Origin of the sequence: Janthinobacterium sp. (assembly GCF_009923995.1) — a bacterium.
GTDB lineage: Bacteria > Pseudomonadota > Gammaproteobacteria > Burkholderiales > Burkholderiaceae_D > Janthinobacterium.
Map to the genome: position 1 here is coordinate 24,680 of NZ_RFSK01000060.1, position 10,706 is coordinate 35,385.

Below are 10,706 nucleotides of genomic sequence, written 5' to 3' on the forward strand. Positions count from 1 at the left end.
GGTGCCGAGGTCTTTTTTTGACCATTCTTGCAACAGCTGGAGCCGAGTGTGTTCTCGAAACCTTACGTCATGCTTGCTTGAAACTTACACGAAGCTTACAGTGCGCCGCCTGCGTGCCGGCCGCGCGGCAGCGGCATGCAACTTTGCGAACGACCGTACTTAAATGTGCTATTCTCGTTCCGCAGAGACCCCACCATATAATATGCACACAAGGAGACACAGCATGAATGAAGCCGTCATCGTATCGACCGCCCGCACGGGCCTGGCCAAGTCCTGGAAGGGCGCCTTCAACATGACGCACGGCGCCACACTGGGCGGCCACGTGCTGGCGGCCGCCGTCGAGCGCGCGCGCATCGAAGCGGGCGAAGTGGAAGACGTGCTGGTCGGCTGCGCCTTCCCCGAAGGCGCCACGGGCGGCAATATCGCGCGCCAGGTGGCCTTGCGCGGCGGCTGCCCCGTCACCACGGCGGGCATGACCGTCAACCGCTTCTGCTCGTCGGGCTTGCAGGCCATCGCCCTGGCGGCGCAGCGCATCATCGCCGGCGAAGGCGACATCTATGCGGCGGGCGGCGTGGAGTCGATTTCCTGCGTGCAAAACGAAATGAACACGCATATGTACCGGGAAGTCTGGCTGCAGCAGCACAAGCCGGAAGTGTACTGGCCCATGCTGCAGACGGCCGAAACCGTGGCCAGGCGCTACCAGATTTCGCGCGAGCGCCAGGACGTGTATGGCGCGCAAAGCCAGCAGCGGGCCGCCGCGGCCCAGGCGGCCGGCCTGTTCGACGCGGAAATCGTGCCGATGACCACCGTCATGGGCGTGGCCGACAAGGCCAGCGGCATGCTGCTCTCGCGGGAAGTGACGATCTCAAGCGATGAAGGCATCCGCGCCGACACGACCTACGACGGCGTGGCGAAGATCCGTCCGGCCATCCCGGGCGGCGTCATCAGCGCCGGCAATGCCAGCCAGTTTTCCGACGGCGCCTCCATGGCCATCGTCATGAACGCGCAAGTGGCCGAAGCGAAAGGCTTGCAGCCGCTGGGCATCTTCCGCGGCTTTGCCGTGGCCGGCTGCGAACCCGATGAAATGGGCATCGGCCCCGTCTACGCGATTCCGAAACTGCTGAAAAAGGCGGGCCTGACGGTGGCCGACATCGGCCTGTGGGAACTCAACGAGGCATTCGCCGTGCAAGTGCTGTACTGCGCCGATACCCTTGGCATCCCCATGGACCGCCTGAACGTCAACGGCGGTGCCATCGCCGTGGGCCACCCCTACGGCGTCTCGGGCGCCCGCCTGACGGGCCACGCCCTGATCGAAGGCAAGCGCCGCGGCGTCAAATACGTGGTCGTCACCATGTGCATCGGCGGCGGCCAGGGCGCGGCCGGCCTGTTCGAAGTGCTGTAATCCGGATCAAGGCCAGTCAGCGGGCGGCTTCCAGGGCCGCCCGCTTGCCTTCCGTCCCCTGTTCCTGCAGAGCGGAGCGATAGCGGTTACAGTAATGCTTCATTGATAAACAACCAGCCTGCCACCATGATCAAGCACATCGTTTTCTGGAAACTCAAGGACCACGCCGAAGGCGCCGACCGCGCCACCAATGCCTTGAAACTGAAGGCCCTGCTCGATGCCTGTGCCGACCTCGTGCCCGGCATCCTGGCATTCGAAGCGGCCGTGGCCCAGCCGGGCCTGGAAGCCACCTACGACATCGTCCTGTACAGCGAATTCGCCAGCAGGGAAGCGCTCGACGCCTACCAGAACCATCCCGAGCACGTGAAAATCAAGCCGTTCTTCGGGGCCGTGCGGGAAGCGCGGCAATGCATGGACTATGAGATTTGATCGTTACGCAGCAGACACCCGGGGTCAGACCCGGCGGGTCTGACCCCAGCCTTCCGCTGATCCTATCTATCGACAAGGAGCATTCATGACCACCTACCAACGCATCGTCCTCGCCTCGCGCCCGGCAGCCGAAGTGCAGCCGGATAACTTCCGCCTGGAAACCAAAGACATTCCCGCCATCCACGATGGGCAATTGCTGGTGCGCAACCAGTACCTGTCCTTGGACCCCTACATGCGCGGGCGCATGAGCACGAATAAAAGCTATGCGGCGCCGCAGGCCCTCGATGAAACCATGATCGGCGGCACGGTGGGCGTGGTGCTTGAATCGAAGCATCCGAAGTTCGCCGCCGGTGACACGGTGGTGGGCACCCTGGGCTGGACGGAAGTGGCCGTGTCCGACGGCACCATGCTGCGCAAGGTCGACACGACGCACATCCCCGCGTCCGCCTACCTGGGCGCCGTGGGCATGCCCGGCATGACGGCCTGGTATGGCTTGAACCAGATCATGGCGCCAAAAGCGGGCGAGACGGTGGTCGTGTCGGCCGCCAGCGGCGCCGTGGGCAGCGTCGTGGGACAGCTGGCGAAATTGAAAGGCTGCCGCGTCGTCGGCATCGCCGGCGGCGAGGAGAAATGCCGCTATGTCGTCGAGGAACTGGGCTTTGACGCCTGCGTCGACTACAAGGCGGGCAATCTGCTGGCCGACCTGGCGGCCGCCACGCCGGACGGCATCGACGCCATCTTTGAAAACGTGGGCGGCGCCGTGTTCGACGCGGCCCTGGCGCGCACCAACGCCTTCGGCCGCGTGGCCCTGTGCGGCTGGATCGCCGGCTACAACGGCGAGCCGACGCCGATCGACAATGCGCGCTTCATCCTCACCAACCGCCTCACCGTGCGCGGCTTCATCGTCTCGGAGCAGCCGGAATTCTGGCCGCAGGGCCTGGCGGAACTGGGCACGCTGGTGGCGACGGGCAAGCTGAAATTCCGCGAATCCGTGGCCGAGGGCCTGGCCAGCGCGCCCGAAGCCTTCATCGGCCTCTTAAAAGGACGCAACTTCGGCAAGCAGCTCGTCAAGCTGGCTTGAAGCGGCCGGGCTGAGCGCCCTGCTAAAGAAGGGCAGGCCGTGCGACAATAACGGCCTGTCTTTTACTACTGCCTACCATGACCAAGCACACCATCCGCCTCGGCGACTGGGCCACCCTGGGCCCGGACGCCACCGCCATCCGTTTTGAAGTCTTCGTCGACGAACAGAAAGTGCCGGCCGAGATCGAACTCGACGACATGGACGCCGTCTGCCTGCATGCCGTCGCCTATGACGCTGCCGGCCACGCCATCGGCACGGGCCGCTTGCTGCCAGACGGCCACATCGGCCGCATGGCCGTGCGCCAACCGGGCCGCGGCACGGGCGTGGGCGGCGCCATCCTGACCCTGCTGATGGACAAGGCGCGCGCACGGGGCGACCAGGCGGTGGTGCTGAACGCGCAAACCGTCGCCGCGCCATTCTATGCGCGCCACGGTTTCGTGCAGCAGGGAGAACAATTCGAAGAGGCGGGGATTGCGCACGTGGAGATGCGCTTGCAGTTTTAACTGCTGGGGTCAGTCGCTTCGCGATCGGAATACGTCCCATTGGGACGCATTCCCCCACCGGGTCCGACCCCGGCAGTGCATGGGTTACGGGTTCAGTTCTGCGCGTGCGACTGGCGCCATTTATCCAGGATCACCGCCAGCACGATCACGACGCCCTTGGCCACATACTGCCAGAACGACGACAGTCCCAGAATCGTCAAGCCATTGTTCATCACGCCGATGATCAGGGCGCCGATGACGGTGCCCCAGACGGAGCCCACGCCGCCCATCAGGCTGGTACCGCCCAGCACGACGGCCGCAATGGCGTCCAGTTCATAGCCCGTGCCCCAGTTGCCGTTGGCCGCATACAGGCGGCTGGCCGACATGGCGCCGCCCAGGCCCGCGAACAGGCCGCTGATGGTGTAGACAAACATCAGCACGAGGCCGACCTTGATCCCCGTCAAACGGGCCGCCTGGATATTGCCGCCGACGGCGTAGATATGCAGGCCCAGGGTGGTCTTGCGCAAAATAAACCAGGTCAGCACGACGACGGCGGCCGCCAGCCAGATCAGCCAGGGCACGGCCAGGAAGCTGCCGTTGCCCATCCATTCGAAGCTGGGGATTTCCGTGTTCAGCACGCTGGTGCCATCGGCCAGCAGGTAGGCCGCGCCGCGCAGGGCCGTCATGGTGCCCAAAGTCACCACGAACGGGTTCAGGCCGACGAGGGCCACCAGCACGCCGTTCAGCGCGCCCAGCAGCAGGCCGACGATGAGGAAGGTGGGAATCGAGAAACCGGCGAACTGGGCCGACAAGGACATCAGCATGCCCGCCACGGCCGAGACGGCCAGCACGGAGCCGACGGACAGGTCGATGCCGCTGGTCAAAATGACGAAAGTCATGCCGGACGCCAGCACGATGTTGATCGACACCTGGCGGAAGATGTTCATGGTGTTATTGCTGGTCATGAACGTGGACGTGCCGTCGGCCGAGAAATACACGGTCAGGCCGTACATGGCCAGGTACAGCACCACCAGCACGGGCAGCATGCCCAGGCGGCGCATCAGGTTTGAGGCATTGAAGGGTTCGCCGGCGCGCGCGGCGCCGCGGGTGGTAGTCGTTGTCATGTTAAATCTCCTGAATGATTATTTTTATGCCGCTTCCAGCTGGGTGGCATAGGCGAGGATGTTTTCCTGCGTAATGTCGTCGCCCGTCACTTCGCCCGTCAAACGTCCTTCGCACATCACCATCACCCTGTCGCAGATGCCGACCAGTTCGGCCAGTTCGCTGGAAATGCACAGCACGGCCGTGCCCGCGTCCGCCAGCTGGTGGATGATCTTGTAGATTTCGCTCTTCGCGCCCACGTCCACGCCCCGCGTCGGCTCGTCGAGGATGAGGACCTTGGGCGCGATGGCCAGCCAGCGCGCCAGCAAGACTTTCTGCTGGTTGCCGCCGGAGAGTCCCCCCACGATGCCGTCCGGGCCGGACACCTTGACGTTCAGGTTGGCGATGGCTTCGCGCGTGAGCTGCGTCAGGGCGCCCCGGTTGACGACGCCCGCCGTCGCATGCCTGGACAGGATATTCATCGACATGTTTTCCATGGCCGACAACTGCATGAACAGGCCCAGGCTCTTGCGGTCTTCCGGCAGGTAGCCGATGCCGTGGCGGATGGCCGCCAGCGGGCGCTGGATGTGCACTTCCTCGCCATCGAGCCACACTTGCCCCGATGCCTTCTTGTCGGCGCCAAAGATCAGGCGCGCCAGTTCCGTGCGGCCCGCGCCCACGAGACCGGCCAGGCCCGTCACTTCGCCTGCATGCAGGGCGAACGAGGCAGGCTTGACCTTGCCGCCGCCCACGTTGGCCACGCGCAGGCGCTCGGCGCCCCGCGTCGTGCGCCGCTGGTGGGCATAAAAATCGTCGGCGGGGCGGCCCACCATCATTTGCACGACTTTCTTTTGATCCAGCTCATCCTTGCCCAGTTCGCCCACGTAGGCGCCGTCGCGCAGCACCGTGATGCGGCGCGCCAGGCGCTCCACCTCGGCCATGCGGTGGCTGATGTACAGCACGGCCAGGCCCTTGTCGCGCTGTTCTTCGATGATGCGGAACAATTGTTCGGTTTCCCGGTCGGACAGGGCGGCCGTGGGCTCGTCCATGATCAGGATGCGGCTCTCGTGCACGAGGGCGCGGGCGATTTCCACCTGTTGCTGCTCGGCAATCGACAGGGTGGACACCATGGTGTCGGCGTCGAAGCGGGAGCCGAGGTCGGCCAGGATGGCGTTCGTGCGCGCGCGCATTTCGCCGCCCTTGACGGTCCAGAACGGGCCCTGCGGCTCGCTGCCCATGAAGACGTTCTGCGCCACCGTCATGTTCTTGGCCACGCTCAATTCCTGGTAGATCAGGTTGATGCCCAGCGCGCGGGCCTCGCCCGGGTTGCGGATGCGGATCGGCTTGCCGTCGAGAATGATTTCACCCGCGTCCGGCGTGTACACGCCCGACAGGATTTTCATCAGGGTGCTCTTGCCGGCGCCGTTTTCGCCCATCACGGCATGGATTTCGCCGCTGCGCACCGTCAGGTGCACGCCGCGCAGCGCGCGCGTGGCGCCAAAGCGCTTCTCGATGCCGCGCATTTCAAAAATAATATCGTCGCTCATGACTGTCCTTCCTTGCTGTGAGACTGCCGCCCGCCACCGGCCGGGGCCGGGGCGGGCAACACGTGGTTCAGGTCAGGCAGCTCAGTTCTTTACCCAGCCCGTGTAGGTGGCGACGTTTTCCTTGGTGATGGCCGGCGTCGGCAGCAGCACCATGGTCTGTTTCGGCGTGCGGCCGTTCATGATGTCGTAGCCCATCTGCACGGCGTCCGTGGCCATGCGGTAGGGGTTTTGCGCCGACGTGGCGGCAAACAGGCCCGCCTTGTTTTTCAGGGCGTTCTGGCCGTCCGGCGCGCCATCGACGGCCGTGATCAGTTTCACGTCCGTGCGTTTCGACTGCTTGATGGCCAGTTCGGCGCCGATGCCCGTCGGATCGTTGATGGCGAACACGCCGTCGATCTTCGGATGGGCCGTCAGCAGGTTCGACATCACGGTCATGCCGCCGTCGCGGCTGCCGCCCGCGTTCTGGTTGTCCGACAGGATCTTGATATCCTTGAAGGCGGCCAGGGTCTTCTTGCAGCCATTCACGCGGTCGATCACGGACGTGACGGGCGGACCGTTCAGGATCACCACGTTGCCCTTGCCGCCGATCTGCTTGGCCAGGTAGGCGCACGACACGTCGCCGGCCATGGTGTTGTCGGACATCACGGTGGCCGAGGCGCCCACGGCGCCCACGTCGACGGCGATCACGACCACGCCCGCATTGCGCGCCTTCTTGATGGCCGGCGCGATGCCCTTGGAATCGACGGCGTTCAGGATGATGATGTCGGTCTTGTTGGCGATGAAGTTCTCGATCTGGTCCACCTGGGTGTTCAGGTCATACTTGCTGGAAACAGTCGTGACTTTCACGCCGGGGCCGCCGATCTTCTTCGCGCTTTCCTCGGCGCCGCGGCCAATCGCCACGAAGAAGGGGTTGGCCAGGTCGCCCACGCTCACGCCGATGGATTTCAGCGGTTTGTCGGCGGCGAAGGCGCCGCAGGCGGCGGACAGCAGCAGGGTGGCGGTAAGGACTTTTTTCATGAGGATCTCCAAGGGTTTTTATTGTAAAAAACAAACGGTGCTACGGTAAAAACTGGGTGAAAACTTAGCGAGTGCGCAATTTTTCGATCATGGCGTCCAGCTTGCCCGCATCGACGGCAAAGCCGCGGATGCCTTCGGCCAGCTTTTCGGTGGCCATGGCGTCCTCGTTGAGGGCGTAGCGGAAAGCTGCCTCGTCGTACGTGACGGCCGCCTGCGGCGCGCCCAGGTCCGTGCCCAGGGCCCGCGCGAACGGCGCGTCCGCCGCTTCCAGCTTGGCCAGCAGGTCCGGGCTGATGGTGAGCAAGTCGCAGCCGGACAGGGCCGTGATCTGCCCCACGTTGCGGAAGCTGGCGCCCATCACCTGCGTGGCGATGCCATGTTGCTTGTAGTAATTAAAGATGCGCGTGACGGATTGCACGCCTGGATCGTTGGACAGGCTGCGCGCCGTTTCGTCCCATGCCGCACCCATGGTTTTCTTGTACCAGTCGTAGATGCGGCCGACAAACGGCGAGATCAGGCGCACTTGCGCGTCGGCGCAGGCGACGGCCTGGCAAAACGCGAACAGCAGGGTCAGGTTGCAAAAGATGCCATCCTGTTCCAGTTCGCGCGCGGCCTGGATGCCTTCCCAGGTGGCGGCGACCTTGATCAGCACGCGCTCGCGGGGGACGCCTGCCGCTTCATACAGGGCGATCAAACGGCGCCCGCGGGCCACGGTGGCGGCGCGGTCAAAGCTCAGGCGGGCATCGACTTCCGTCGACACGCGGCCCGGCACCACCTTCAATATTTCCAGGCCGAAGCGCACCAGCACCTGGTCGACGATATCGTCCAGGCTGGCGCTGGTATGCGCGGCAACCGTGCTTTCCAGCAAGGGCGCGTATTCGGGCTGCAACACGGCTTTCAAGATCAGCGACGGGTTGGTGGTGGCGTCCTGCGGCGCGAAACGGGCCAGTTGCAGGAAGTCGCCCGTGTCGGCGACGACGGTGCTGTATTGCTTCAATTGCTGCAGTTGATTCAGTTGCGTCATTGCTGCTTATCCTTCGCTAAGTTGGTGCAAGGCTTGCACGGCGGGAAACAGGCTACGGTAACGGCCGTAGCGGAGGGTCAAGGCTGCGCTGTGCGCGGCATCGGGCAAGAAGGTGTTTTTGACGGACAAGCCCGTGGCCAGCAGCCGGCGGTCGCCGATGGCGGCAAAACCCAGCTTGGCCGCGCCCAGGCTGGCCGACAGTTCGCTGTTGTGCAGGGTGCGCATTTCGCGTCCCAGCACGTTGGCCAGCAGCTGCGCCCAGTACTGGCTGCGCGCGCCGCCGCCCACCAGCATGCAGTGGGGCACGACAGCGCCCGTGGACGTGACGGCCGCCAGGGCGTCGCGCAGGGCGAAGGCCACGCCTTCCAGCACGGCGTAGCCGAGCTGCGCCGTATTGCTGTCGTGGCCCAGCTGCAAAAAGGCGCCGCGCACCTGCGGGTCGTTGTGCGGCGTGCGCTCGCCCGACAGGTAGGGCAGGAACAGGGGCGCGGACGGCGCGACGGGCATGTCCAGCGGCAAGCCCGCTTCCACCACCTGCAGCAGGGCCGCTTCGTCGGGCAAGCCCAGCACGCCAGTCGCCCAGCGCACGCAGCTGGCGCCGGACAGGATGGCGCCCATGGCATACCAGCGGCCAGGCAGGGCATGGCAAAAGCTGTGCACGCCGCCGGCCGGGTTGCCCAGCGGCGATTCCGTCACGGAAACGATGGCGGCGCTGGTGCCCAGTGAAATGAAACTGTCGCCCGCGTTCACGGCGCCGATGCCCACGGCCGAGACGGGATTGTCGCCACCGCCGCCGGCCACCACCACGCCGGGCGGCAAGCCCAGCTGGTCCGCCATGGCTGCCAGCACGGTGCCCGTGGCGGCGTCGCCTTCGGCCAGGGCCGGCATCTGCTCCCGCACCAGGCCGCAGGCGGCCAGCATGGGGTCGAACCAGGCGCGCCTGGCCTCGTCCAGCCACAGGGTGCCGGCCGCGTCGGACATGTCCGTCACCTTGTTGCCCGTCAAGCGCAGGCGCAGATAATCCTTGGGCGACAGCACGCAGGCGATGGCGGCGAAGGCGGCCGGCTCGTGCGTTTGCAGCCACAGCAGTTTCGGCGCCGTCAGGCCCGCCATGGGCAGGCTGCCCGTCACGCCCGCATACGCGGGGTAGTCGCGCGCCAGGGCGGCCGCCTCGGCATCGGCGCGCGCATCGTTCCACAGGATGGCGGGACGGATCACGTTATCGCTGGCGTCGAGCAGCACGGCGCCGTGCATCTGGCCGGACAGGCCGATACAGGCGATCTGCTCATATTCCTGCGGCCAGCCGGCGCGCAGCTGTGCCAGGGCCCGGAGGCAGGCGCTCCACCAGTCGTGCGGCGCCTGTTCGGACCAGCCCGGCTGCGGGCGGCTCGTGTCGATGCGCACGGATGCCTGGCCGCGCACCGTGCCGTGGCGGTCCATCAGCACGGTTTTCAGTTCGGAGGTACCGAGGTCGATACCGAGGGAAATGGCTGGATGCATGTGATTCACAGTAAAAAGTCAGGGACAGCCGCAGGAGTTGCGCACGCGCAAGGCTGGCGACAGGCGCTGCACGTGCTGGGCGCGGCCCGGGTTGGCGATGCGTTCGATCAGGAGATCGACGGCCATGGCGCCCAGCTCTTCCAGCGGCTGGGCCATGACGGTCAGGCGGGGGCTGAAGTAATCGGCCCAGTCGAAATCATCGAAGCCTGCCAGGGCCACGTCTTGCGGTACCGCAATGTGTGCATCGCGCAAGGCGTGCATGGTGCCGATGGTCATCAGGTTATTGCCGGCGACGATGGCCGTGGGACGCTGTGGCAGTGCCAGCAGTTCGCGCGTGGCCGCGCCGCTGCGCTCGAGGTTGGAGTCGCCCGAGCGCAGCAGTTCCGGGTCGAAGGCGATGTTGGCGTGCTGCAAGGCCAGGCGGTAGCCGTCGATGCGCTCGTCCGTCGTGGACAGGCCGGGCGCGCCCGCGATGAAGCCGATGCGGCGGTGGCCGTGGGCGGCGATCAGGTGGCTGACGAGCTGCGCCGTGGCCTCGATGTTTTCCACGCCCACCTGGTCGAAGGGCTGGGGCGACATGCGGTCCACCAGCACGGAGGCGATCTTGTTGCCATGTAAATAGGCGAGGGCGCGGTTGTGCGCGTCGCCGGACGGTGCCAGCACGATGCCGTCGACCCGCCGCTGGTGCAGGTTCTGCACCACCTTGAGTTCCTGCTCGGGATCGTCATGCGTATCGGAAAACAGCATCATCAAGCCGTGGCGCGTGCAGGCTGCCTCGATGGCGCGCACGGTTTCGCTGAAATAATGATTGGTGAAGGCGGATATGGCCACGCCGATGGTGCCCGACGAGGAGCCGGCCAGTGCGCGCGCCAGCATGTTGGGCACGTAGCCGATCTGCTGCATGGCCGCGTTGACGGCGGCGACGGTTTTCGGGCTGACCTTGCGGGTGCCGTTGAGTACGTGCGAGACGGTCGACAGCGATACGTCCGCCGCCCGCGCTACATCTTCCATGGTGGCCATGGTGTCTCCTGATGGTATTTTTTTATTTTTATGTGTTCGATGCACGGCTTTGTTGCCGCGTTTGCATCCATCGTAAACAAAAGAAAGCGCTTGCGCAAGCGCT

10 protein-coding genes are annotated in these 10,706 nt (G+C 65.3%); 4 read left to right on the forward strand and 6 right to left on the reverse strand.

Going from position 1 to position 10,706, the window contains the following annotated elements:
• The first annotated feature begins 223 nt into the window (after positions 1-223).
• The 4 genes from EBS11_RS22985 (at position 224) to EBS11_RS23000 (ending at position 3,415) form a co-directional block, all read left to right on the forward strand.
• On the forward strand, positions 224-1,402 hold the full coding sequence (locus tag EBS11_RS22985; RefSeq protein ID WP_290606788.1) for an acetyl-CoA C-acyltransferase: 1,179 nt from the start codon (positions 224-226) through the stop codon (positions 1,400-1,402).
• 126 nt (positions 1,403-1,528) lie between these two features.
• A complete protein-coding gene (locus EBS11_RS22990) occupies positions 1,529-1,831 on the forward strand; it encodes a Dabb family protein (RefSeq protein ID WP_290606790.1) in 303 nt (100 codons plus the stop codon).
• An 85-nt stretch (positions 1,832-1,916) separates the two neighbouring features.
• Positions 1,917-2,912 carry an NADP-dependent oxidoreductase gene (locus EBS11_RS22995; RefSeq protein WP_290606792.1) on the forward strand — a complete coding sequence of 332 codons (996 nt, stop codon included), beginning with the start codon at positions 1,917-1,919 and terminating at the stop codon, positions 2,910-2,912.
• Between the two features lie 77 nt (positions 2,913-2,989).
• Positions 2,990-3,415 (forward strand): GNAT family N-acetyltransferase, encoded by a 426-nt coding sequence (locus tag EBS11_RS23000; protein WP_290606794.1) that lies wholly within the window; start codon positions 2,990-2,992, stop codon positions 3,413-3,415.
• A gap of 92 nt (positions 3,416-3,507) precedes the next feature.
• Here EBS11_RS23000 and EBS11_RS23005 read toward each other — a convergent pair whose 3' ends face one another.
• From EBS11_RS23005 to EBS11_RS23030, 6 genes are all read right to left on the reverse strand, one after another.
• Positions 3,508-4,518 carry a ribose ABC transporter permease gene (locus EBS11_RS23005; protein ID WP_290606796.1) on the reverse strand — a complete coding sequence of 337 codons (1,011 nt, stop codon included), beginning with the start codon at positions 4,516-4,518 and terminating at the stop codon, positions 3,508-3,510.
• 24 nt (positions 4,519-4,542) lie between these two features.
• On the reverse strand, positions 4,543-6,042 hold the full coding sequence (locus tag EBS11_RS23010) for a sugar ABC transporter ATP-binding protein (RefSeq protein WP_290606798.1): 1,500 nt from the start codon (positions 6,040-6,042) through the stop codon (positions 4,543-4,545).
• An 81-nt stretch (positions 6,043-6,123) separates the two neighbouring features.
• Positions 6,124-7,059, reverse strand: a complete 936-nt coding sequence (locus EBS11_RS23015; RefSeq protein WP_290606800.1) for an ABC transporter substrate-binding protein — start codon at positions 7,057-7,059, stop codon at positions 6,124-6,126.
• A 64-nt stretch (positions 7,060-7,123) separates the two neighbouring features.
• A complete protein-coding gene (gene tal, locus EBS11_RS23020; protein ID WP_290606802.1) occupies positions 7,124-8,083 on the reverse strand; it encodes a transaldolase in 960 nt (319 codons plus the stop codon).
• A 6-nt stretch (positions 8,084-8,089) separates the two neighbouring features.
• Positions 8,090-9,571, reverse strand: coding sequence for a xylulokinase (gene xylB / locus EBS11_RS23025; RefSeq protein WP_365956026.1), 1,482 nt, complete (start codon positions 9,569-9,571; stop codon positions 8,090-8,092).
• A gap of 30 nt (positions 9,572-9,601) precedes the next feature.
• On the reverse strand, positions 9,602-10,603 hold the full coding sequence (locus EBS11_RS23030; protein ID WP_290606806.1) for a LacI family DNA-binding transcriptional regulator: 1,002 nt from the start codon (positions 10,601-10,603) through the stop codon (positions 9,602-9,604).
• Between the last annotated feature and the right edge of the window lie 103 nt (positions 10,604-10,706).

Excerpts from the sequence above, each read along its gene's own strand:
- EBS11_RS22985 (WP_290606788.1), top strand. The coding sequence starts at position 224 with ATGAATGAAGCCGTCATCGTATCGACCGCCCGCACGGGCCTGGCCAAG.
- EBS11_RS22990 (WP_290606790.1), top strand. The coding sequence starts at position 1,529 with ATGATCAAGCACATCGTTTTCTGGAAACTCAAGGACCACGCCGAAGGC.
- EBS11_RS22995 (WP_290606792.1), top strand. The coding sequence starts at position 1,917 with ATGACCACCTACCAACGCATCGTCCTCGCCTCGCGCCCGGCAGCCGAA.
- EBS11_RS23000 (WP_290606794.1), top strand. The coding sequence starts at position 2,990 with ATGACCAAGCACACCATCCGCCTCGGCGACTGGGCCACCCTGGGCCCG.
- EBS11_RS23005 (WP_290606796.1), bottom strand. The coding sequence starts at position 4,518 with ATGACAACGACTACCACCCGCGGCGCCGCGCGCGCCGGCGAACCCTTC.
- EBS11_RS23010 (WP_290606798.1), bottom strand. The coding sequence starts at position 6,042 with ATGAGCGACGATATTATTTTTGAAATGCGCGGCATCGAGAAGCGCTTT.
- EBS11_RS23015 (WP_290606800.1), bottom strand. The coding sequence starts at position 7,059 with ATGAAAAAAGTCCTTACCGCCACCCTGCTGCTGTCCGCCGCCTGCGGC.
- tal (WP_290606802.1), bottom strand. The coding sequence starts at position 8,083 with ATGACGCAACTGAATCAACTGCAGCAATTGAAGCAATACAGCACCGTC.
- EBS11_RS23030 (WP_290606806.1), bottom strand. The coding sequence starts at position 10,603 with ATGGCCACCATGGAAGATGTAGCGCGGGCGGCGGACGTATCGCTGTCG.